The sequence below is a fragment of the Nocardioides sp. NPDC006273 genome (genome assembly GCF_040613495.1).
Classification (GTDB): Bacteria; Actinomycetota; Actinomycetes; order Propionibacteriales; family Nocardioidaceae; genus Nocardioides.
Genome location: NZ_JBEXSD010000002.1, coordinates 63,653 through 84,100, shown reverse-complemented (window position 1 = coordinate 84,100; position 20,448 = coordinate 63,653). Strand labels below are relative to the sequence as shown.

Below are 20,448 nucleotides of genomic sequence, written 5' to 3'. Positions count from 1 at the left end.
GGTCACTTCTTCCCCGCGGTGCGCTTCTTCTTCGGGCGCGACTCGCGATACCACTTCGGCTTGACGAACGACGGCGTGGGCACGATGACCAGCAGCGGGTAGACGATGCAGGTGAGCAGGAAGAGCCCGCCGATGATCGTCCACGCCGCAGTCTGCTCCGGCACCAGCCCGAACGCCGTCGAGCCGGTGATGGCCAGCGCGGAGATGCAGGGCAGATGGATGAGCACGATGTCCTCGCCCACACCGCCCCGGTTCCACGAGTTCGCCCAGGAACGGGCACGGGCCGAGAGCCCGAGATGTTGCCAGATGCTGACGCCGGCGCCGATGGTGCCGGCGGCCAGGATGAGTGCGGCCCAGATCATTGCTGTCCTAGTCCCAGAAGGTGATGGCGTCGCCGATATCGGAGGCTACCTCGCCGGCGCCCTCCGCGAAGTCGCTGACCCCGTCGACGACGGCCTCACCGAGCTCACCGGCCTCGTCGACCACGAAGTCGGCCGCCTTGCCGGCCAGCCCGGAGCCGATCGCACCACCGATCACACCACCGACGACACCACCGATGACCGTCCCCGGTCCGGGGAAGATGCTGCCGATGGCAGCGCCGGCCTGGGCTCCGGCCCAGGCTCCACCTGCGGCGCCCGCGGTCGTGATCGCCGACGTGCTCACCGTGCGGCTGACCCGCTCCGTGGTCGAGAGCGACGGATCGTCGGCGTCCTTCTGCCACTGCTCCCACGCCGAGGTGCCGGCCGTGACCACCCAGCCGGCCCGGGTGGCCCACTTGCCCGCGGTCAGCCACTTGCCGCGTACGGCTGCCTTGTTGGCCTTCGCGTGCCAGTTCTTGTCGCTGAGCACCTTCGCGGCACGATCCAGCTTGGTCAGGCTCGCCGGGCTGGCGAACCGCCCGTTAACCCGCGGCTGGAAGATGCCGTAACGGCTCTTCACCATCCAGTCGATGCCGGCACCGGCGCCGAGACCGGCCAACCCCAGAGCGTAGGCCCCGATCTGCATGCCGTCGGAGAAGTCCTTGGGCAGCAGGCCCAGGTCTTGGAGACGGTCCTCGATCCAGCCGTCGCCGGTCGACTTCGCGATCGCCTTGCCGAGGTCCTCATGGGCGTTGTCCTCGTCCTTGCGAGCCGTCTCTACGCGACTGACCAGGGCATTCCACTTCTCGACCTTGGTGTTGTGGGCGTCGACGTCGCCCTCGGAGGCGTCCTCACCCGGGTCGGTCGGCGGCGAGATCATGGTGCCGCTGACGCCGAGCCCGGCTTCGCCGGCCTCGGCGCGGATCGTCGACATCTTGGTCTCGACCGCCCTGAGGTCGCCGGAGAAGGTGGAGAGGCCCTTGCCCATGGCCTCGATGCGCGACTCGAGCTGACGCAGGTCGCTCTTGCGCTTCTCCGCCTTCGTCTCGAAGGCGGCGCCGGCCTGGCCCTTCCACGAGCCGGCGATCTTGATCGCCTTGCCGACGTCGTCGAGCGCATCGCCGACCGCTTCTTTGGCGGTCGTGCACGCGTCCGCCGCCGTCTGCGCCGCGGCCGCGTCACCGTAGACCTTCGTGTCCATCGCCTCCGGCATCAGCTGCCCCTCACCCTCTGCTCGTGGCGGCGGCCCTCGTCCCCGGCCGCGTGGTCGGACGTGGTCGCGTGGTCCAGTGCGTTCTGCACGCCGTCGCTCAGCGACCCGAGGCCCTCGGCCATGCCACCGACCGCCGCTGCCAGCGACGCCAGCGCAGTCGCGACCTCGGAGGACGACTCGCCGACGTCAGGTGTCTTCTGCAGCGGCTCGGCCTGCTTGAAGAGCTCGCCGCCAGCAGTGTTGAGCGTGTTCTTGATGGACCTGAGATCGCTGGGGCTGACGTGCATGTCTTCGGTCATGACTTCGTCCTACCCCCTTTCACCAGTTTCAAACACGGAAGAAAGTAAAAAGCCCTATAAGAGCACCTCGGTAGATTCGGGTCAGAGGGTCAGGCGACCGCTGCCGGCGACCGCCGGTCGCTCTCATCTTCGACGATCTGCCGGGAGAGCGCTACGAGAGCCTCATCGAGCTTGGCGTCGTCGGCACCCCAGTCGGACAGCTCGGTGGCGAGCCACTGCTTGAACGCCGCGACCAGCTTGGCGAGCTCCTCCCTGCCAGCCTCCGTCAGCGCGTACGCCGTCGCGTCGCCGTAGAGGTAGCCCTCCGCCGCGGCAGCGGCGAATGCCGGCGCCAGCACCTCGCCCGGCATCCCGAGGCGGTGGCCGATCGCGACCAGCGAGGTGTCGCCGCCGACCCACTCCCGGATCCCGACCTGGCGTACGCACCACGCGGTCGCCGCGCCGAGATCGACCGCCGACTCCCGCAGCATCGTGAAGGTCTCCGGCGGCTGACGGCGGACCAGCTGGGCGACGGCGACGTCGAGCCGCATCGCGCTGTCCGACGAGCTGGGCATCGCGAACCCGTCGCCCGCGTCGGTCGCGGCAGCCCGGGATGTGCCACGAAGCGGCACCTCCTTGAGGAAGAGCGCGAGCAGGAACGCAAGCCCGGCGACCGGCACCGCGGCGAGGAAGACCAGGTGCAGGGTCTCCGCGTAGGCGTCGATGATGGGGGCGCTCTGGGCGTCGGCCAACGCATGGAGCGCCGCGGGCGTCGCGACAGCATCGGCGGACACCCCGGCCGAGGCGACCGCGGACGGCAGCCGGTCGGCGAGTGCGTTGGCGTAGACGGTGCCCATGATCGAGGCCCCGAACGAGCTGCCCATCGTCCGGAAGAAGGTGACGCCCGAGGTGGCCACGCCGAGATCTTCGTAGGCCGCGGTGTTCTGCACGATGATCGTCAGGATCTGCATGCTCAGGCCGACACCCATGCCCATGGCCAGCAGGTACAGCGACATCATCAAGGTGCTGGTCTCGGCGTCCATGGTCGAGAGCAGGTAGAGCCCGAGCGCCATGGTCAGCGTCCCGGCGACCGGGAAGATCTTGTAGCGCCCGGTCCGGCCCACGATCGTCCCTGCCAGCGTCGAGGTCACCAGCAGGCCGATGACCATCGGGAGGGTGCGGATCCCCGACGACGTCGCGGAGACGCCGTGGACGTACTGCATGTAGGTCGGGAGGTAGGTCATCGCGCCGAGCATCGCGAAGCCGACGATGAACGAGAGCGCGACGCTCACCGTGAACACCCGGTCCTGGAACAGCCGCAACGGCAGGATCGGAGAGACCGCCCGCGACTCGACCCAGACGAAGATCGCGAAGGCGACGACCGAGCCCACGAACAGGCCGATGACGGTCGCCGACCCCCAGGCGTACTCCGTCCCACCCCAGCTCACCGCCAGCGTCAGCATCGATGCGCCAAGACCCACGAAGAGGATGCCGAGGTAGTCGATCGAGGGGCGCTTCCCGCGGGATATCTGCGGCAGCGTGAGGCTGGCGATCGCGATCACGGCGATCCCCAGCGGAAGGTTGATGTAGAACGCCCAGCGCCAGGAGAGATGGTCGGTGAAGAGTCCGCCGAGAAGCGGGCCGAGGACGGTGGTGGCGCCGAAGACAGCACCGAGCGCGCCCTGATACTTCCCGCGCTCCCGCAGCGGGATGATGTCGCCGATCAGCGCCGTCGCCGTCACGATCAGACCACCGGCGCCGATGCCCTGCACTGCTCGCGCGCCGATCAGCCAGGCCATGTCCGTCGCGAACCCGCACGCGGCCGAGGCGAGGATGAAGAGCCCGGCGGAGACCTGCAGCAGCAGCTTGCGGCCGAAGAGGTCGCCGAACTTGCCGGCGAGCACGGTCGCGACCGTCTCCGCCAGGAGGTAGGACGACACCACCCACGACAGGTGACCGGCACCTCCGACATCGGCCACGATCGTCGGCAGCGCGGTCGACACGATCGTCTGGTCGAGCGCCGCGAGAAGCATGCCGAGGAGCACGGTGCCGAAGATGACGTTGATCCGGCGACGGCTCAGCTGAGGCTCGGTGTCCGACGCCGCCTTCGGTGCTGCCATTGGGACTCCCACGTCTCGACTGGAACCAAACTAAGCCAAACCCCAGCTTCGATCGAGAGATCTTTGCGGAATGTCAGGCGGCCTCCTGGTGACGATCTACCAGGTCGTGGATGAGGCTCGCGGCCGGTTCGTGGACGAACTCGGCGAATCCACCGAGCGCAGCAAGACCCTCCAGCGGCGCGCCCCCACGGAGCGCTTTGACCGTCGCCGGACGCACCAGCCATGCGGCCAGGCACGCCGGGTAGTCGGCTGGATGATCGAACAGCTCATCGAGATCGGCGGGCTCGTCGTCAGGGTGCCGGAACGCGTGGAGGCCCGCGTCCATTGCGAGGTCGACCAGCCCATACGGGATGTCGGTGAGCAACCCGTAGTCGCGCAGGCCGCGGTGGGTCCAGATCTCTCCCGGCTCGCTCTCGGGTCGCTCGCTGGCATCGCGCAGTGCGTCGATCCACCGCTCCGGCTCGTCCGCGACGGCGTACGCCACCTCCTCGGGCACGCGCAGCGGCGCCGTCTCGAACATCAGGCCGTCATCGATCGGCACGATCCGGCCGATCACGCACTCACCGTCGTCGACGAGGAGCCCGGCACCGATGTTGATCGTGGTCAGCCGCTCTCCGGTCGCCGGATCCTCCCAGAGGAGATGTCGCGGATCCCTCCCCAGCAGACGTACGCCGCGCATCGGCGCCCGCACCCACTCCCAGATCCGATCGGCGCCGGCGATGAGATCGCCGGAAGCGTCGTGCCTCAGGAAGGCCTCGAGCCCGCCGAGGTCGTAGAGGAAGGTCTGTCGGTAAACCCAGTCACGATCCAAGATCTGGATCCGGTCGTCCTCGCGGTCACGATCGGGATGGGGCCCGCCGCGGACGTCCAGCGCGAGATTGATCGCCTTCGCCATCCGCCACTTGTTGCGCGGATGGGTCCCCTGCAGCGCCTGCGCGAGGATCCATCGCGAGTGGGCCCATCTGGGAATGAGCGCGGCCAGCAGCGACAGCTGCTCCAGCCGCTCGACGCGCGACGGATGCCAGAACTGCTCCTTGTCGAGCTGGCCACTGGTCCGCTGGATGATCCCCAGGGCCGCCTTCACGTCCCCGCGAGCCTCGCCTTCGTTGACCGCGAACATCGCCGGCCAATAGGGACTGTCGACGACCTTGTCGGCGAACGACCGCCGCCGCGGGTCTCCGAACCGGTTGTTCGAGACGGGTCGCTTCTGGTGCTTCTTGCGTTTGGGCATGACACCACGAGACCCCGGAATCGAACGCACCGCCAGCGCCTATCACCGGCCTGTGGACAACTCCGGCCCGAAGCCTGCCTGTGGACAGTGATCGGCCCGCCGATCAGGCAAGAGCGAGGAAGAGCTTCTCCATCTTCTTGGTGTCGACACTGTCGCGACCACCCTCGGCGAGACACTTCTCCAGGCCGGTGGCGACGAGCGCGTAGCCACCTCGGCTGACTGCCTTGTTCACCGCCGCGAGCTGGGTCAGCGCGTCTTCGCACTCCGAGCCCTCCTCGAGCATCCGGATCACGGACGCCAGGTGGCCGTTGGCCCGCTTGAGTCGGGTGATGATGGCCTTGATCTCGTCAGGCTCGAGCTGCATCGTCGTCCTTCTTCTCTCCAGTGAGGGCTTCCAGCATGCCGGCGAGGCGCTGACGCGCGTCCGCCGCGACCTCGGCGACGCCGGCGTCCGAGCTGAACGAGGTCATCGCAGCCGGGTCGAAGACCTCCACCCGGGTCTCCGAACCCTCGGCAGCGACAACGACGTTGCACGGCAGCATCGTCGCGATCCGCGGGTCGGCCTCGAGCGCTCGATGCGCGAGCTGAGGCATGCAGGCTCCCAGGATCACCTGCTGCGGGATGTCCACGCCGAGCTTGGCGTGCAGCGTGGCGGCCAGGTCGATCTCGGTGAGGACGCCGAACCCGGCGTCGCCGAGGAGGTCTCGTACGCGCGCCAAGGTCTCCGCGTACGGCGCAGGGACGGTGGCACTCAGAGTGAAGTCGTTCATCGGTTCTCCGTTCGTTCTCATCGATTCTACAACCCCCCGGGGGGTTATGCTACCGTCCACCAGCATCCCCCCAGGGGGTTAGATTCGGAAAGGAACCACGAATGCCGCAGACGAAGTACGCCGCTGGCCCGCCAGCGACCGCGCCGCTCACGCGTCCTGGCCCACTGGGTCGACTGGGAGTGTGGGTGACCGATCACCGACGCCTGGTAACCATCGGCTGGGTGCTAGTGGTGATCGGGCTGGGCGTCTTCGCGCCGGCGGTGGAGAAGAACCTCTCTGGCGCCGGCTGGCAGGCCGACGGGTCGGAGTCGGTGGCGGTTCGCGAGCTCGCGCAGAAGCACTTCGGCGGCAACGCCAGCCACGCGATCCAGGTGGTCGTCCACAGCACCGATGGGTCGCTCCAGGACGGTGAGGGCCAGGAGGTGCTGGCAGAGGTGACCCAGATCCTTCAGGACGAGCCGCGGCTGGATGAGGTGATCGCTCCGATGCCCGGGGCGAGCCTGTCCCAGGACGGCGCCACGGCGGTGGTGCTGGCCGGCGCCGGCGTGGACACCAACGAGATGGTGCGCGTTGCCACCGACCTCAAGGAAGAGCTCCAGGGCCTCTCCACCGACACCGTGCAGGTCAACCCCACGGGCTCCTCGCTGCTGTGGTCGGACTTCAACGAGGCCAACCTGGAGGCGATGCTGACCTCGGAAATGATGTCGTGGCCCGTCACACTCGCGATCCTCGTACTCGCCTTCGGTGCCTTGGTCGCCGCCGGACTTCCACTCGTCCTGACCCTCGCCGGGCTGGTCGCCTCCGCGGGCTCGCTGGTGCTGATCAACGAGCTGGTTCCGGTCTCGATCTGGGCGATGAACTTCGCGATGATGTTCTCACTGGCCCTGGGCATCGACTACGCGCTCTTCCTCGTGGCCCGATACCGCGCCGCCCGGATGGGACACCACAGCTCCGCGCGTGCGGCGATCGCCGAGACCATGGACACCGCCGGCAAGGCGGTTCTGCTCTCCGGCGCGACGGTGCTGGTCTCCCTGTCAGCGGTGATGCTGGTTCCCTCACCCTCGTTCCGCTCCATGGCCGGCGGCATCATGCTCTCGGTCGTCTTCGTGCTCGCCGCGACCCTGACCTTGCTCCCGCTGGTGCTGGTTGCCCTCGATCAGAAGATCAACAAGTTCTCACTGCCCTGGGTCAAGGTCGGGGAGCACCGCTCCCCCGTCTTCGCCTCCTGGGGCGAGCGACTGTGGCGACGCCCCGTGGCCTGGGGCCTGGGCTCGCTGATCGTGCTGATCGTGCTCGCCGCACCCGTTCTCGGCCTGAAGACCGCGATGCCGTCGATCAAGGTTCTACCGGAGGACGCCAGCGCTCGCGTCGGCTACGACCAGGTCCAGGACGCCTTCGGCGAAGGTGCACCGGGCATGCTCCAGATCGTCGTCGACAAGCGTGACGCCGAGGACGCATCGCAGATCCTGACCGACGACGACGGCATCGAAGCCGTCATGCCGACGGCACCGGCTGCGGACGGCACCGACTACAGCCTGATCCAGGCGGTGCCGACGGTCGACCCCTCCGACCCCAGCCTCTCCGAAACCGTCGACCGGCTCCGCTCCGACCTGCCGGGCTCCGCCCTGGTCGGTGGCGCAGCGGTCGAGAACCTCGACCTGAAGACCCAGCTCGACACCACCACTCCGCTGGTGATCGGCGTCGTCCTGGTGCTCGGCTTCCTGCTGCTGCTCGTGGCTCTGCAGGCCCCACTGATCTCGCTGCTCGGCACCCTGGTCAGTCTGTTGTCGACCGCGGCAGCGTTCGGGGTCGCTCGCCTGATCTTCCAGGACGGACACGGCTCCGGGCTCCTCGGATTCGAGCCGCAAGGCTTCTTGGACGCCTGGGCGCCGGTCTTCTTCTTCGCGATGATCTTCGCGATCGCAATGGACTACACCGTCTTCCTCCTCGCCTCCGCGAAGGAGCACTGGGAGAAGTCCGGTGACCCACACGAGGCGATGGTCGGCGCGGTCGCCCACTCCGGGCGGGTCATCTTCGCCGCGGGCGGCGTCATGGTGGCGGTGTTCTTCACCTTCGCCCTGTCAGGCCCGCTGCCCCCCAAGGAGATGGGCGTCATCCTCGGCGTCGCCGTGCTGCTCGACGCCTTCCTGGTCCGTCTCGTCCTGCTTCCGGTGATGCTCCGCGTCGCCGGCCGCGCCGCCTGGGCCACCCCGGCCTGGCTGCGCCGCGTACTGCCCAACATCACCTTCTCCCACAGCTGAAAGGGATCATCATGACCACCACGACCGAACCCGGCTCACCCCACGGCAAGGGCGTCCTGCGCGACCTGGCGCGCTCGACGTAAGACCAAGGAGCTGATCGCCTTCGCGATCGGTGTCGTCGACGCCCTCGACGCCGGCGAACCTCCCGCCTGACCACCGACAGATCCACAGAAGCAGGAATCGAACAATGTGTCGCTCCGTCCGCTGCAAGAAGTGCAAGGAGACCACCTGGGCCGGCTGCGGCCGGCACGTCGCCACCGTCAAGGCCTCCGTGCCCGCCGGGCAGTGGTGCCCCGGCCATTCCGCTGATCCCAAGGACCCCAACGGCACCTGGCTGAGCCGGATCCTCGGCCACTGACGCCCGAAGGGGACGCTCCGGGACCTGCGGTCCAGGCATCTGTCGGCGAGACTCGTCGAGGAGTCACCGTGCCCGCCCCTTCTGAGGGTTGGACCTTGGGCCCGAAGAGGAGGGCACCGAGACTCTGCCAGCAGAGCCGCGCCTCAACGAGCGTGGTGCTATGGATCCAATTGCGATAGTGATCGTCGCCGCGGGATGGGTGCTGCTCGGACTCGTCGTGGGGCTGTGGATGGTGCGTCACGGACACGATCCTCGATGGGTGGCCATCGCGGTGGCTCTCGGTCCGATCTTCGTCCCGATCGCACTGGAACGGGTCGAGCGGCTTCCCCGACTGGCCGCCTCGAGCCTCGGCGGGCTCTCGGAGCGGCACGACGATTCCGCGAGCCGGCCGAGAGTGCTGATCGGGCTGGACGGCTCCCCGGAGTCGAAACAGGCCCTGACTCGGACGATCGACCTTCTCGGCGCTCGATGCGAACTACTCATGTTGGCGGAGGTCGTGTGGTACGAAGCGGGCGAAGACGACACCCGGCCGGAGCTCGCGGCGGCAACCGAGCGGTTGGCCGCTGCCGCCACTGCCGCCGAAGAAGCTGGCGTTGAGGTGCGGTTCGAGGTGCTGGCCGGGCCGCCCGGTGAGGCCTTGCGACGGTTCGCCGAGGAACAGAACATGGACCTGGTCGTGGTCGGGCGTCGCGGTCGTGGACTGTCTCCTCACCTGCTCGGCAGCGTGTCCTCGGACTTGGTGCGCCATGCGCACCTGCCGGTGCTCGTAGTCGAGCCCGTGCCGTCGACCTCCATCTCCAGGCCCCTCACCGAGACATCCGCGCGGGCTCGAGGATGAGTAGCCCACTGTCCACGCGAGCCGACCGCCAAGGTCGTGATGACCACCTACCGGCCGCCGCGATGCCTCGGTCTTCGAGCGCGACCGACCATCACAGTCTGGCGGTGCATGAAGTGGTGCTGCTGCTGGAGAGCGACCCGCATCGTGGGCTGTCCGACCGGGAGGCCGAGGAACGGCTCGCGCGCTTCGGGCCGAACAGCCTGCCCCCGGCCAAGGGGGCCGGATATCTTCGGCGGGTCTTGCGACAGTTCCACCATCCGCTGATCTACGTCCTGCTCGCGGCTTCGGCGATCACCGCCGGCCTGGGCGAGTACGTCGACTCTGCCGTGATCCTCGCAGTGGTGCTGGTCAACGCTCTGGTCGGCTTCATCCAGGAGTCCAAGGCCGAGGGAGCCCTCGACGCGCTTCGGACGATGGTCCACACCAGCGCGCGGGTGATCCGCGACGGCCACGAGCGGACCGTTGCCTCCGAGGAACTCGTTCCTGGGGACCTCGTGCTGATCGAGGCCGGTGACAAGGTGCCCGCTGATGTGCGGCTCATCCGCCTCGCTGAGCTGCGGATCGACGAGTCCGCGCTGACGGGTGAGTCCGTCCCGGTCGTCAAGGATGCAGTCGTGCTTCCGGACGCGATCCCGGTCGCCGACCGTCACAACATGTCCTACTCGGGCACCCTGGTCACCACCGGAAGCGGCGCTGGGATCGTGATCGCCACCGGCGCTGAGACCGAGCTGGGTGAGATCCATCGGCTCGTCGGGGCTGCGGAGACGTTGGCGACACCGCTGACCAAGAAGCTCGCCGCCTTCAGCAAGGCCCTCACCATCGTCATCCTCGGGCTGGCCGCGGCCACCTTCGCAGTCGGCGTTCTCCGCGGGCAGGATGCGACCGAGACGTTCACCGCCGCGATCGCACTTGCCGTCGGTGCCATCCCCGAGGGGCTCCCGGCGGCGGTCACCATCACCTTGGCGATCGGGGTGTCCCGGATGGCGCGGCGTCGCGCGGTGATCCGCAGACTCCCCGCGGTCGAGACCCTCGGCAGCACGACCGTGATCTGCTCGGACAAGACCGGCACCCTCACCGAGAACCAGATGACCGTACGCACCGTGTGGACGCCGAACGGTCACTACGAAGTCACGGGCTCCGGCTATGACATCACCGGAGAGGTGCACGACGCCGACGGTCGGCCAGCGTCGTTGGAAGCCGACCCGGCACTCTGCTGGTCGCTGGTAGCGGGCGTCGGATGCAACGACGCGACACTCACACAGCGCGACGACGGATGGTCCATCATCGGCGACCCCACGGAGGCTGCGTTGCTGGTCGTCGCCGCCAAGGCCGGGATCGGTGTCGACGACGTGTCCGATCGGCTTCGCCGGGTGGCGACGATCCCGTTCGACTCCGATCGCCAGTACATGGCGACTCTCCACCAGGACACCACCACCGGCCCGAACGCCGCCAGCCGGCTCGCCGCGCCACAGGTGGTGCTCGTCAAGGGCGCGGTCGAACGCATCCTCGAGCTGTGCTGCGACCAGATGAACACCGATGGCGACGGCCGGCCCCTGGACCGCGCCGCGGTACTGCAGGCGGCCGACGAACTCGCCGGGCAGGGGCTTCGCGTACTGGCGACCGCGATGTGGGCGGTCGATGGGGCCGAGGAACTGGATCCCGGACAGTTCGACGAGGACGGGTTGAGGCCAGCGCTCACGTTCACCGGCCTGCAGGCCATGCTCGACCCGCCGCGCGCTGCCGCCGCTGCCGCGGTTGCCGCCTGCCACGGCGCCGGGATCGCGGTCAAAATGGTCACCGGCGACCATGCCGCTACCGCCGCCGCCATCGCCGCGCAGGTGGGAGTGCTCAGCGAGCGCGAGCGAGTCCCCGGTTCGGTGCTGACCGGCGCCGACCTGGCTGCGCTCCCCGCCGAGGAGCTGCCGGACGCTGTCGACCGAGCCAGCGTGTTCGCTCGCGTCTCCCCCGAGCAGAAGCTCCGCCTGGTCGAGTCGCTCCAGGCCCGAGGTCAGGTCGTCGCGATGACCGGCGACGGGGTCAACGACGCGCCGGCGCTGCGGCAGGCCGGGATCGGGGTGGCGATGGGGCGGACCGGCACCGAGGTCGCCAAGGACGCCGCCGACATGGTCCTCACCGACGACGACTTCGCCACCGTCGAGGCGGCCGTCGAGGAGGGCCGAGGGGTCTTCGACAACCTCACCAAGTTCATCACCTGGACTCTGCCCACCAACATCGCTGAGGGGCTGGTCATCCTGGTCGCGATCGTGGCCGGCGCAGCCCTGCCGATCCTGCCCACCCAGATCCTGTGGATCAACATGACCACCGCTGTCGCCCTCGGTCTGATGCTGGCCTTCGAGCCGAAGGAGGCCGGCATCATGACCCGGCCTCCTCGCGACCCCGACGAGCCGCTGCTCACCGGCAGACTGATGACGCAGATCCTCCTTGTCTCCGCGCTGCTGGTCGCCGGTTCCTGGTGGCTGTTCGAGTGGGAGCAGGCCCGCGGCGCTGGCCTGGCCGAGGCCCGGACCGCCGCGGTGAACCTGTTCGTCGTGGTCGAGGCGTTCTACCTCTTCAGCTGCCGCTCGTTCACGCAGTCCGCGTGGCGCATCGGCCTCTTCTCGAACCGTTGGGTCATCCTCGGCGTCACCACCCAGGCGGTCGGGCAGCTCGCGCTGACCTACCTGCCCGCCATGAACTCGGTCTTCCACACCGCGCCGATCGGGTGGGACGCATGGCTGCGGATCTTCGCGATCGCGGTGGCCGCCAGCGTCGTGGTCGCTGTCGACAAGCGGCTGCGCCGTGGTCGCCCACCGACCTCCGGCCGGCCGCCGGCCCGCGCGTGACCCGCCCGGCGGGTGTGGCCACAGGAGATCCCTCGTCCCGAGTCGGCTAGGTGCCTTCCGACATCTCCTGGAACTCCCCGTGCCAGCTGTGATACCAGACGGCACCGGTGACGGCGCTCACCGAGAGCATCCCCTCGATGCGGTCGTCCTGGAGCGTGTGCAGCGTGTAGTAGCCGGGGAAGGCCTCGGGTTCGGCGACGGTGAGCCCCTCGTGGTCGTCGGCCCAGGCTTGTGCGGTCGCCCGGGCCTGCTCGGCGCTGAGCCGAGCGGGTGCGCCGGGGCGGGCCATCATCCCGTAGCGGGTGTTCCACATCATGGCCGGCCCGAACTCGAGCTGTACGGCCCCGGTCGACGCGTCGACCAGCACCTCGGTGGCCTTGGCCCCGTCGGTCTCCTCGAGCTCGGCGTAGTAGTTGTTGGTGAACCGCATCACCTCGCCCACCCGCAGCCCCGGCCCCAGGGTCTCGGCGAAGTCCTCGGCTCGGTCTCGTGCCTCGGCGAGGTCGTCAACCGGGTCGCGGTCGCCGGCCAGCCACCTCGACTCGGCTGAGCCGCCCATCATCGGCATGCCCGTTCCGCCCCAGCGCCCGAACCCTCGGCCGTCATCCTCATCGTGGGTGATCAACCAGGCGCCGGAGCCGAGCATCGCGAGCAGGGCCACCAGCGGAACCCACAGCTCCCTTGCCGTACGCATCACCGGGGCTCGTCCCGCGTGATCCCGGAGGAGCGCAGGGTGGCGCGCATCGACCGGTACGTCTCCTCGTCCAGCTCCCCGGCGGCGAAGCGCCGGTCCAAGATGTCCTCGGCGCTCTCCGCGGGTGCTCCGCCCCGTCGTGGCGCGGCGTCCCCCCAGCCACCGCCGGTCGGCAGGACGCGGGCGATGACCCAGATGACCAAGGTGATCAACCCGACCCAGAAGATGGTCATGGCGATCCAGCCCACGGCACCCATGCCGTATCCGTAACCCATCATTGTCGGCTCCTGTCCTTCGAGTGAAGTCCCACGGCGCGCCCGCGCGGCGCTCGCCGCCCTCATACAGTGATCGTCACTCGCCGTCCGCTCGGGCCACAGGGACGAAGGCCACACAACGGCGGGTCGGAAGGCCGGTGTTTGCGGGCGTTCTAGGCGTGCGAGCGAACTGAGCGATCGAGATCGGGCCAGTTCCCGCCGAGCCAAGACTGTCGGTGCTCCCACCTATCGTGCCGAAAAGGAAACAACGGCGACGTGGGAGCCCCATCCACGTAGCCATCGACCACACCCGTCGCCTCGACCCGCCAGCTGGCATCGTCGTCCACCGCGGAGTGACCACCAATGCCGTACGCGCCGCCCTCGAGCGCCATCCGCGACTCCCCCGCCGAGCCTTCATCTCCGAGCTGCTCGCCGACATCGACGCCGGCACCTGCTCGGTCCTCGAGCACGGCTACCTCAGCCGCGTCGAACGCGCCCACGGCCTCCCACCAGGCACCCGTCAGAGCGTGAGGCTGACGGCGAACGGCAACGAGTTCCGTGACGTCGAGTACGAGGCGTACGGCCTGGTCGTCGAGCTAGACGGTCGCCTCAACCACGAGTCTTGGAGAGCTCAGGGCCGCGACGCCGACCGAGACCTCGATGACTCGGCTCTGGGCGGCCGATTGACCGCCCGCGTCCGCTGGCCCCAGGTGTTCGAGACTCAGTGCCGCACCGCCTGCAGAGTTTCTCAACTGCTGCACCAACGAGGCTGGCAGGAAGACCCGATGAAGTGTGGAGACAAGTGCGATCTGGAGATCTGGATGTGACGTGGGAGTCCTGAAGCCACCCAGTGACACCAGGACGCCCACGTCACCTCTGGTCTCGGCGCTCGCCGCTGTGGATGTGGACGTGGAGGTGCTTGGAGTCCTGGTATGCACCCAGGTTGGTGAGTATCGCCGCCGCGCCTTGCTCGAACTCCACGTCCCTGGCCACCGCTTGGACGACACCGAGCAGTTTGCGGACGTCACTCTCATCCTCGGCACTCACGGTCGTGAGCGAGCCGATGTGGCGCTTGGGCACCACCACGATGTGGACTGTCCAGAATGGCCGCGTGTGATGGAACGCAAGCACGTGTTCGTCCTCGTGCATCACGTCCAGGCGGTCAGTGTGCGGAATCGCGACATCGCAGTAGAAATCAGACCCTACGTATGGGGCGTCTACGCCATCAGAGCTCATCGAGAAACCCTAGGCTCAACGCGACTTGGGAGTCCTGAGACCACCCGGTTGCACCGATACGCCCACATCAAGCGACTGGTGTTCCTTGATGGTGCACCAAGCGCCAACCCTCTGTGCGATGTTGCCACAGCGAGGTTCGATGGGCGCGGCGCTCACCACGGACCGACTGCCACCTGAGGATGACCGTGTCGTCCGCGATCACGCGCCCGGTGAGTTCGTGCACCTCGATGCCGGGAGAGTCATGGTTCTCACTCCCGAGCATCTCGAGAATCGACGCAAGGTCCCATAGGCGGCCAGAGGCACCGATCTCCTCGAAGTCGGGCGCCAAGAGCTCCACAAGGCGACCCGGATCGGCGCGAACCGTCGCAGTCTGCAGCTCACGTTCGAGCGCCATCACGTCAGCCAGATCCGCATCACTCACGTATCGCAGGCTAACCAATTGCTACGTGGGAGCCCCGAGGTCACCCCATGACACCGGGACTCCCACATCCCCTGAAAACGAGCCGGTCCCGCACCCCCACTTGAGGCACGGGACCCGACTCATTCAGCCTTCAGGCTCAGCTGCAACCGGAGGTCGAGCCGCAGCCCTCGCAGACGTAGCAGGAGCCGGCGGGGCGCATCTTGGTGCCGCAGGTGAAGCAGAGCGGGCTGTCGATGGCCATGCCGCTGATCGACTCGAGCAGCTCGGCGGTGGTGTGCGCGGCCTTGGCCTCACCCTTCGGAGCCTCCTCGGCGGGGGTCTCCTCCTTGATGTCGGCATCGACGACCTCGGACTTCGCCTCCGGGGCGGCCTTACGCTCCCGAGCAGGCTTCTGGACGAGCTCGGCGGCGGTGGTGCCGCCGTTGCCGAGCGGCTCGTAGGAGCCGGTCTCGAGGTAGCGCTGGCGCTCGTCGGCGGAGTAGATGCCGAGAGCCGAGCGGTCCTCGAAGGACATGTAGTCCAGCGCCAGCCGGCGGAAGACGTAGTCCATGAGGGACTGCGCCATGCGTACGTCCGGGTCGTCGGTCAGACCGGCGGGCTCGAACTTCAGGTTGGTGAACTTGGAGACGTAGGTCTCCAGCGGGACACCGTACTGGAGGCCGACGGACACCGCGATGGAGAAGGCGTCCATGACACCGGCCAGGGTCGAGCCCTGCTTGCCGAGCTTGAGGAAGACCTCACCGAGCTCGCCGTCGGCGTGGGCACCGGAGGTCATGTAGCCCTCGGCGCCGCCCACCGTGAAGGAGGTGGTGCGCGAGACGCGCGACTTCGGCAGACGCTTGCGGGTCGGCGCGTAGACGATCTTCTCGATGATCTTCTCGATGACCTCGGGCTCGACCTCGGCGGCAACCGCCTCCGCGGCCTCCGCAGCGGCGGTGGAGAGACCCTGGTCCTTCTTGGCGCCCTCCGACTTGCCGTCGGCCAGCGGCTGGCCGACCTTGCAGTTGTCGCGGTAGATCGCGGTGGCCTTCAGGCCCAGCTTCCACGACTCCATGTAGACCTGCTCGATCTCCTCGACCGTCGCGGACTCCGGCAGGTTGACGGTCTTGGAGATCGCCCCGGAGAGGAACGGCTGCGTCGCGGCCATCATGCGCACGTGGCCCATCGGCTTCAGCGCGCGCTTGCCCATCGCGGTGTCGAAGACCTCGTAGTGCTCCTGGCGCAGGCCCGGCGCGTCGATGACGTGGCCGTGCTCGGCGATGTAGTCGACGATCGCCTCGATCTGCTCGGGCTGGTAGCCCATCTTCTTCAGCGCCCGCGGAATCACCTGGTTGACGATCTGCATCGAGCCGCCACCGACGAGCTTCTTGAACTTGACCAGCGAGAAGTCGGGCTCGATGCCGGTGGTGTCGCAGTCCATCATGAAGCCGATGGTGCCGGTCGGCGCGAGCAGCGAGGCCTGGGCGTTGCGGAAGCCGTTGACCCGGCCGACCTCGATGACATCGGCCCACACCTTGGTCGCCGCGTCGATGATGTTGCGGTCGACCGGGTTGATCGAGCGGACCGCGTCGTTGGCGGCCTGGTGCTTGCGCATGACCCGCAGGTGAGCCTCGGCGTTACGGGCGTAGCCGGCGTACGGACCGACGACACCGGCCAGCTCGGCAGAGCGCTTGTAGCCGGCGCCGGTCATCAGCGAGGTGATGGCGGCGGCCATGGTGCGGCCACCCTCGGAGTCGTAGCCGAGACCCATCGCCATCAGCAGCGCGCCGAGGTTGGCGTACCCGATGCCGAGCTGGCGGTAGTCGCGGGTGGTCTGGCCGATCGCCTCGGTCGGGAAGTCGGCGAAGCAGATGGAGATGTCCATCGCGGTGAAGACGACCTCGCAGGCCTGCTCGAAGCGCACGGCGTCGAAGGTGTCGTCGTCCTTGAGGAACTTCAGCAGGTTCAGCGACGCCAGGTTGCAGGAGGAGTTGTCCAGCGACATGTATTCCGAGCACGGGTTGGAGCCGGTGATCCGGCCCGTCTCCGGGTTGGTGTGCCAGTCGTTGATGGTGTCGTCGTACTGCAGACCCGGGTCGGCACACTCCCACGCGGCGATCGAGATCTTGCGGAACAGCTCGCGGGCGTCGATCTCCTCGATGACCTCACCGGTGGTGCGGGCGCGGAGACCGAACTTCTTGCCCTCCTCGACGGCGCGCATGAACTCGTCGGAGACGCGCACGGAGTTGTTGGCGTTCTGGTATTGCACGGACGAGATGTCCTTGCCACCCAGGTCCATGTCGAAGCCGGCATCGCGCAGCGCGCGGATCTTGTCCTCCTCGCGCGCCTTGGTCTCGACGAACTCCTCGATGTCGGGGTGGTCGACGTCGAGGACGACCATCTTCGCCGCACGGCGGGTGGCGCCGCCGGACTTGATGGTGCCGGCGGACGCGTCGGCGCCACGCATGAAGGAGACAGGGCCGGAGGCGGTGCCGCCGGAGGACTTCAGCAGCTCCTTGGAGGAGCGGATGCGGGAGAGGTTGAGACCGGCACCGGAGCCGCCCTTGAAGATCAGGCCCTCTTCCTTGTACCAGTTCAGGATCGAGTCCATGGAGTCGTCGACCGAGAGGATGAAGCAGGCAGAGACCTGCTGGGGGGACTCGGTGCCGACGTTGAACCAGACCGGCGAGTTGAACGCGAAGTACTGGTGGACCAGCAGCCAGGTGAGCTCGCGGCCGAAGAGGTCGGCGTCGGCGTCCGAGGCGAAGTAGCCGTTCTCCTTGCCGGAGGCGACGTAGGTGTTCACGACCCGGTCGATCAGCTGCTTCAGGCTCTGCTCACGCTTCTCCGTGCCGATCGCACCGCGGAAGTACTTGGTCGTCACGATCGTCGAGGCGTTGATCGACCAGAAGTCGGGGAACTCCACGCCGGTCTGCTCGAAGACGGTCGCGCCGGTCTTCCAGTTCTTCTGGACGACGTCGCGTCGCTCCCAGGTGATCTCGTCGTACGGGTGGACACCCTCGGTGCTGAAGATCCGCTCGATCTTCAGCCCGGCGCCCGCCTTCGTCGATGCCTCTGCTGCCGTGTCTGTCATTTCTTTCCCCCTGTTGTCATCGATCGCTGTGCCGTGCTGCTGGTCGGTGCTGATGGTGGAGTCTCCTGTTGCGCCCGTTCGGGCTTCGTACGTCTTGCTCTGAGTCGTGCTGGCTCTGCTGTTTAAAGGCCCAGGCAGGTCGCTTCCCCACGGCCTGCCTGGGCCGGTCTGTGTGCCGTCTCGATTCACATGGCCGTGGGATCTAGTCGGTGCCCACCGGGACCTCGACCGGATGTTCTGCCTCGAAGTCGTTGACTTCCCGTTCCGTACGCAGCATCTGGATCTCCCGCTCGAAATCCTCCGCCGAGCCGAAGGCCCGGTAGACACTGGCGAAGCGCAGGTAGGCCACCTCGTCGAGCTCGCGCAGCGGCGCGAGGATCGCCAGCCCCACCTCGTGGCTGGGGACCTCGGCCAACCCCTGGCTGCGCAGCGCCTGCTCGACCTCTTGGCCGAGGCAGGCGAGCTGGTCCTCGGTGACCGGGCGGCCCTTGCATGCCTTGCGGACGCCATGCACCGCCTTGTCGCGGCTGAACGGTTCCGCAGCGCCGGAGCGCTTGGCCACCATCAGCTGCATCTGCTCGACGGTCGTGAACCGCTTCCCGCACTCCTGGCAGACCCGGCGGCGCCGGATCTGGCCACCCTCCTCGGCCACACGGGAGTCGAGCACCTTGGTGTCGCTGTGTCGGCAGAACGGACAGTGCACGGTCGAGCCCCTCTCATGAAGCCTGTGGATCCAGGCCGTCTCAACGGCGGCCCGAGCCTGTGGAACCTGTGGATACGAGCGTGGACCCCTGTGGAACAACACCCTCATCGCTGTGAGTCATCCACCTATTCATGTGAACTAGATGTGGATAACTACAGCCGTGTAACTACTAGATGTAGTGGTAACCGTACGCCCGCCCCTCAGTCGATGCAAGCGCAGGGCGGGTTTCCCGCCTGCACGGCGTGTCGCCGGGCCAAACACCGAAAGATTCCGGTTCAGGGGCGCCGAACTGGGCTGCATGCGTAAGAATGACCCCCGTGACAAACATCTCCGGAGGAAATCGCGTCGGGTCGCGGAGAGGCACGCGCCCCAGAAGCGGTCCCCGGCCACCATTCATCTTGCCTGCGATCGCGACACTGGCCTCCCTGATCATCTGGGGAGTGCTGGTGTGGGTCGCCGTCGGTTTCGGGGCCGACGCACGGGGAGGCGATTCCGGCGCCTGGGTGAAGCTCGCCATCGCGGCGGTCTTCGCAGTCGCCTGCCTCTTCCTGACCTTCACCTTCGCCGGGAAGGCCTGGCGGGCCCTCACCGGCTCCCCCACCCCACCGCCCGCCGACGACTACGCCGGAAACCACTCCAACGCCTACGTGGAGGAGCAGGACTACCCGGGCCAGGCCTACTCGGAGCAGGACTACTACGGCACCGGCTCCTACGGCTACGAGGACACCGGCTCCTACAGCCGACACAGCGCCGACACCGGGAACCAGCAGCAGCCCTACGGCAGCACCGGGAGTCGCTCGGCCTACACCGACACGAGCTCCCAGTCGCCATACGGCTATCCCGGAGACGATCAGGGCTACGGCAGCACCGGCAGCCGGGCTGCCTACGGCGCATCGGCCTACCAGCCGCCGACCGCTCCCCCGCCGACCCCGCAGCCCTACTACTCCAACCCCTCGACGCCGACCTCGACACCACAGAGCACCTCGGTGTACGGATCGCAGGGATACACCACCGACGGCTACCCCGCCCAGCAGGCCGGATCGCCGCAGTACCAGTCCGGCTCCTACCAGGCGCCGACCGGCTACGGCCAGACCGGCTCTCGGGCTCGACTGACCCAGGATCCCGCCGCGACCCAGGCGATGCCCACCCAGCGGCCTCCCCAGGACCCGGCCGACCAACCGGACGACGAATGGCCGCCGCGACACGGCATCCGCAACAAGCAGTGGCCGCCGGCCGAGCCGGACAGCCCCTACCGCGGGCGTCACTGACCCTGACCCAGCGGGCCCCGAAACAGCGAGAGTGCTGCAGACGCTTCCCATCGTCTGCAGCACTCTCACTTTCCCCGGTTGCCGGCTGCCGGTCTCGAAGGAGCAGCCGGACATCTGTGTGGCCTATCCAGCCTGTCGAGATGAGCTCACGGCGCGGTCGGGACGATCAGGGTCTGCCCGGACAGGAGCATCGAGGACTCGAGGCCGTTGAGCTCCTTGATCGTCCGCTCCATCTCCCGAATCGAAGCGTCGGTGCCGATGACGGCCTTCTCGGAGATGTCCCAGAGCGTGTCGCCATCACCGACGACCATCGTGTGAGCGGCGGAACCGGAGCTTTTTTCGGCACCGCTCTCCACCGCGAACGCCACCTTCGCCCCGATCAGCGCGATCCCGAAGAGCACGACCAGCGCGAACGCGAACACGACGACCCGTCCTCGCCGGGTGAGCCGCACCGTCGAGCGACGCTCCTCACGCACAGGACGGGGCGGTTCGGCTACGGGCAGCACATAGACGGTTGCACTCATCACG

20 protein-coding genes are annotated in these 20,448 nt (G+C 67.9%); 6 read left to right on the top strand and 14 right to left on the bottom strand.

Translation table 11 applies throughout. The features are described 5' to 3' along the window. Window positions 1–2: 2 nt before the first annotated feature. The 7 genes from ABZZ22_RS01465 to ABZZ22_RS01435 form a co-directional block, all read right to left on the bottom strand. Complete coding sequence (locus tag ABZZ22_RS01465) at window positions 3–362, bottom strand: hypothetical protein (protein WP_354926082.1); 360 nt, start codon at window positions 360–362, stop codon at window positions 3–5. Window positions 363–369: 7 nt separating this feature from the next. Next, window positions 370–1,572 carry a hypothetical protein gene (locus ABZZ22_RS01460; protein ID WP_354926080.1) on the bottom strand — a complete coding sequence of 401 codons (1,203 nt, stop codon included), beginning with the start codon at window positions 1,570–1,572 and terminating at the stop codon, window positions 370–372. Continuing rightward, window positions 1,572–1,871, bottom strand: a complete 300-nt coding sequence (locus ABZZ22_RS01455; protein WP_354926078.1) for a hypothetical protein — start codon at window positions 1,869–1,871, stop codon at window positions 1,572–1,574. Before ABZZ22_RS01455 ends, ABZZ22_RS01460 begins: the two co-directional genes overlap by 1 nt. Window positions 1,872–1,960: 89 nt before the next feature. Then, entirely contained in the window at window positions 1,961–3,970 is a 2,010-nt protein-coding gene (locus ABZZ22_RS01450; protein ID WP_354926076.1) for an MDR family MFS transporter, read from the bottom strand. 73 nt (window positions 3,971–4,043) lie between these two features. After that, entirely contained in the window at window positions 4,044–5,201 is a 1,158-nt protein-coding gene (locus ABZZ22_RS01445; RefSeq protein ID WP_354926074.1) for a hypothetical protein, read from the bottom strand. A 103-nt stretch (window positions 5,202–5,304) separates the two neighbouring features. Continuing rightward, window positions 5,305–5,565 carry a metal-sensitive transcriptional regulator gene (locus ABZZ22_RS01440; protein WP_045546765.1) on the bottom strand — a complete coding sequence of 87 codons (261 nt, stop codon included), beginning with the start codon at window positions 5,563–5,565 and terminating at the stop codon, window positions 5,305–5,307. Then, the gene (locus tag ABZZ22_RS01435) at window positions 5,549–5,971 is read right to left on the bottom strand and encodes a DUF302 domain-containing protein (protein WP_354926072.1); all 423 of its coding nucleotides are present in this window, start codon (window positions 5,969–5,971) and stop codon (window positions 5,549–5,551) included. The genes ABZZ22_RS01440 and ABZZ22_RS01435 overlap by 17 nt, the downstream gene beginning before the upstream one ends. A gap of 185 nt (window positions 5,972–6,156) precedes the next feature. On the opposite strand from ABZZ22_RS01435, the gene ABZZ22_RS01430 reads away from it, so the two are divergent. The 4 genes from ABZZ22_RS01430 to ABZZ22_RS01415 all read left to right on the top strand — a co-directional run bounded on the left by ABZZ22_RS01430 (window position 6,157) and on the right by ABZZ22_RS01415 (window position 12,271). Next, the gene (locus ABZZ22_RS01430; RefSeq protein WP_354926070.1) at window positions 6,157–8,232 is read left to right on the top strand and encodes an MMPL family transporter; all 2,076 of its coding nucleotides are present in this window, start codon (window positions 6,157–6,159) and stop codon (window positions 8,230–8,232) included. Window positions 8,233–8,419: 187 nt separating this feature from the next. Then, complete coding sequence (locus tag ABZZ22_RS01425) at window positions 8,420–8,590, top strand: hypothetical protein (protein WP_354926068.1); 171 nt, start codon at window positions 8,420–8,422, stop codon at window positions 8,588–8,590. A gap of 160 nt (window positions 8,591–8,750) precedes the next feature. Next, entirely contained in the window at window positions 8,751–9,428 is a 678-nt protein-coding gene (locus tag ABZZ22_RS01420; protein WP_354926066.1) for a universal stress protein, read from the top strand. Window positions 9,429–9,532: 104 nt separating this feature from the next. After that, window positions 9,533–12,271 (top strand): cation-transporting P-type ATPase, encoded by a 2,739-nt coding sequence (locus ABZZ22_RS01415; protein WP_354926064.1) that lies wholly within the window; start codon window positions 9,533–9,535, stop codon window positions 12,269–12,271. Between the two features lie 46 nt (window positions 12,272–12,317). Here the strand turns inward: ABZZ22_RS01415 and ABZZ22_RS01410 are convergent, their stop codons facing one another. Then, window positions 12,318–12,965 (bottom strand): hypothetical protein, encoded by a 648-nt coding sequence (locus ABZZ22_RS01410; protein ID WP_354926062.1) that lies wholly within the window; start codon window positions 12,963–12,965, stop codon window positions 12,318–12,320. Beyond that, the gene (locus tag ABZZ22_RS01405) at window positions 12,965–13,243 is read right to left on the bottom strand and encodes a hypothetical protein (protein WP_354926060.1); all 279 of its coding nucleotides are present in this window, start codon (window positions 13,241–13,243) and stop codon (window positions 12,965–12,967) included. Before ABZZ22_RS01405 ends, ABZZ22_RS01410 begins: the two co-directional genes overlap by 1 nt. 329 nt (window positions 13,244–13,572) lie before the next feature. Between ABZZ22_RS01405 and ABZZ22_RS01400 the strand changes: the two genes are divergently transcribed. Next, window positions 13,573–14,046 carry a hypothetical protein gene (locus ABZZ22_RS01400; RefSeq protein ID WP_354926058.1) on the top strand — a complete coding sequence of 158 codons (474 nt, stop codon included), beginning with the start codon at window positions 13,573–13,575 and terminating at the stop codon, window positions 14,044–14,046. A 43-nt stretch (window positions 14,047–14,089) separates the two neighbouring features. Here ABZZ22_RS01400 and ABZZ22_RS01395 read toward each other — a convergent pair whose 3' ends face one another. The 4 genes from ABZZ22_RS01395 to nrdR all read right to left on the bottom strand — a co-directional run bounded on the left by ABZZ22_RS01395 (window position 14,090) and on the right by nrdR (window position 18,652). Continuing rightward, on the bottom strand, window positions 14,090–14,455 hold the full coding sequence (locus ABZZ22_RS01395; protein ID WP_354926056.1) for an HIT domain-containing protein: 366 nt from the start codon (window positions 14,453–14,455) through the stop codon (window positions 14,090–14,092). A 67-nt stretch (window positions 14,456–14,522) separates the two neighbouring features. Beyond that, window positions 14,523–14,876 (bottom strand): nuclear transport factor 2 family protein, encoded by a 354-nt coding sequence (locus tag ABZZ22_RS01390; RefSeq protein WP_354926054.1) that lies wholly within the window; start codon window positions 14,874–14,876, stop codon window positions 14,523–14,525. Window positions 14,877–15,012: 136 nt separating this feature from the next. Then, complete coding sequence (locus ABZZ22_RS01385) at window positions 15,013–17,949, bottom strand: vitamin B12-dependent ribonucleotide reductase (protein WP_354926052.1); 2,937 nt, start codon at window positions 17,947–17,949, stop codon at window positions 15,013–15,015. 202 nt (window positions 17,950–18,151) lie between these two features. Continuing rightward, complete coding sequence (gene nrdR / locus ABZZ22_RS01380; RefSeq protein ID WP_354926050.1) at window positions 18,152–18,652, bottom strand: transcriptional regulator NrdR; 501 nt, start codon at window positions 18,650–18,652, stop codon at window positions 18,152–18,154. A gap of 398 nt (window positions 18,653–19,050) precedes the next feature. Here nrdR and ABZZ22_RS01375 point away from each other — a divergent pair, with 398 nt between their 5' ends. After that, on the top strand, window positions 19,051–19,920 hold the full coding sequence (locus tag ABZZ22_RS01375) for a hypothetical protein (RefSeq protein WP_354926048.1): 870 nt from the start codon (window positions 19,051–19,053) through the stop codon (window positions 19,918–19,920). Window positions 19,921–20,066: 146 nt separating this feature from the next. On the opposite strand, the gene ABZZ22_RS01370 is transcribed toward ABZZ22_RS01375, so the two are convergent. Continuing rightward, window positions 20,067–20,444 carry a LysM peptidoglycan-binding domain-containing protein gene (locus tag ABZZ22_RS01370; RefSeq protein WP_354926046.1) on the bottom strand — a complete coding sequence of 126 codons (378 nt, stop codon included), beginning with the start codon at window positions 20,442–20,444 and terminating at the stop codon, window positions 20,067–20,069. Window positions 20,445–20,448: the final 4 nt, after the last annotated feature.

Bases quoted from the DNA above. Each gene is read 5' to 3' on its own strand.
- ABZZ22_RS01465 (WP_354926082.1), bottom strand. From the start codon at position 362: ATGATCTGGGCCGCACTCATCCTGGCCGCCGGCACCATCGGCGCCGGC.
- ABZZ22_RS01460 (WP_354926080.1), bottom strand. From the start codon at position 1,572: ATGCCGGAGGCGATGGACACGAAGGTCTACGGTGACGCGGCCGCGGCG.
- ABZZ22_RS01455 (WP_354926078.1), bottom strand. From the start codon at position 1,871: ATGACCGAAGACATGCACGTCAGCCCCAGCGATCTCAGGTCCATCAAG.
- ABZZ22_RS01450 (WP_354926076.1), bottom strand. From the start codon at position 3,970: ATGGCAGCACCGAAGGCGGCGTCGGACACCGAGCCTCAGCTGAGCCGT.
- ABZZ22_RS01445 (WP_354926074.1), bottom strand. From the start codon at position 5,201: ATGCCCAAACGCAAGAAGCACCAGAAGCGACCCGTCTCGAACAACCGG.
- ABZZ22_RS01440 (WP_045546765.1), bottom strand. From the start codon at position 5,565: ATGCAGCTCGAGCCTGACGAGATCAAGGCCATCATCACCCGACTCAAG.
- ABZZ22_RS01435 (WP_354926072.1), bottom strand. From the start codon at position 5,971: ATGAACGACTTCACTCTGAGTGCCACCGTCCCTGCGCCGTACGCGGAG.
- ABZZ22_RS01425 (WP_354926068.1), top strand. From the start codon at position 8,420: ATGTGTCGCTCCGTCCGCTGCAAGAAGTGCAAGGAGACCACCTGGGCC.
- ABZZ22_RS01420 (WP_354926066.1), top strand. From the start codon at position 8,751: ATGGATCCAATTGCGATAGTGATCGTCGCCGCGGGATGGGTGCTGCTC.
- ABZZ22_RS01410 (WP_354926062.1), bottom strand. From the start codon at position 12,965: ATGCGTACGGCAAGGGAGCTGTGGGTTCCGCTGGTGGCCCTGCTCGCG.
- ABZZ22_RS01405 (WP_354926060.1), bottom strand. From the start codon at position 13,243: ATGATGGGTTACGGATACGGCATGGGTGCCGTGGGCTGGATCGCCATG.
- ABZZ22_RS01395 (WP_354926056.1), bottom strand. From the start codon at position 14,455: ATGAGCTCTGATGGCGTAGACGCCCCATACGTAGGGTCTGATTTCTAC.
- ABZZ22_RS01385 (WP_354926052.1), bottom strand. From the start codon at position 17,949: ATGACAGACACGGCAGCAGAGGCATCGACGAAGGCGGGCGCCGGGCTG.
- ABZZ22_RS01370 (WP_354926046.1), bottom strand. From the start codon at position 20,444: ATGAGTGCAACCGTCTATGTGCTGCCCGTAGCCGAACCGCCCCGTCCT.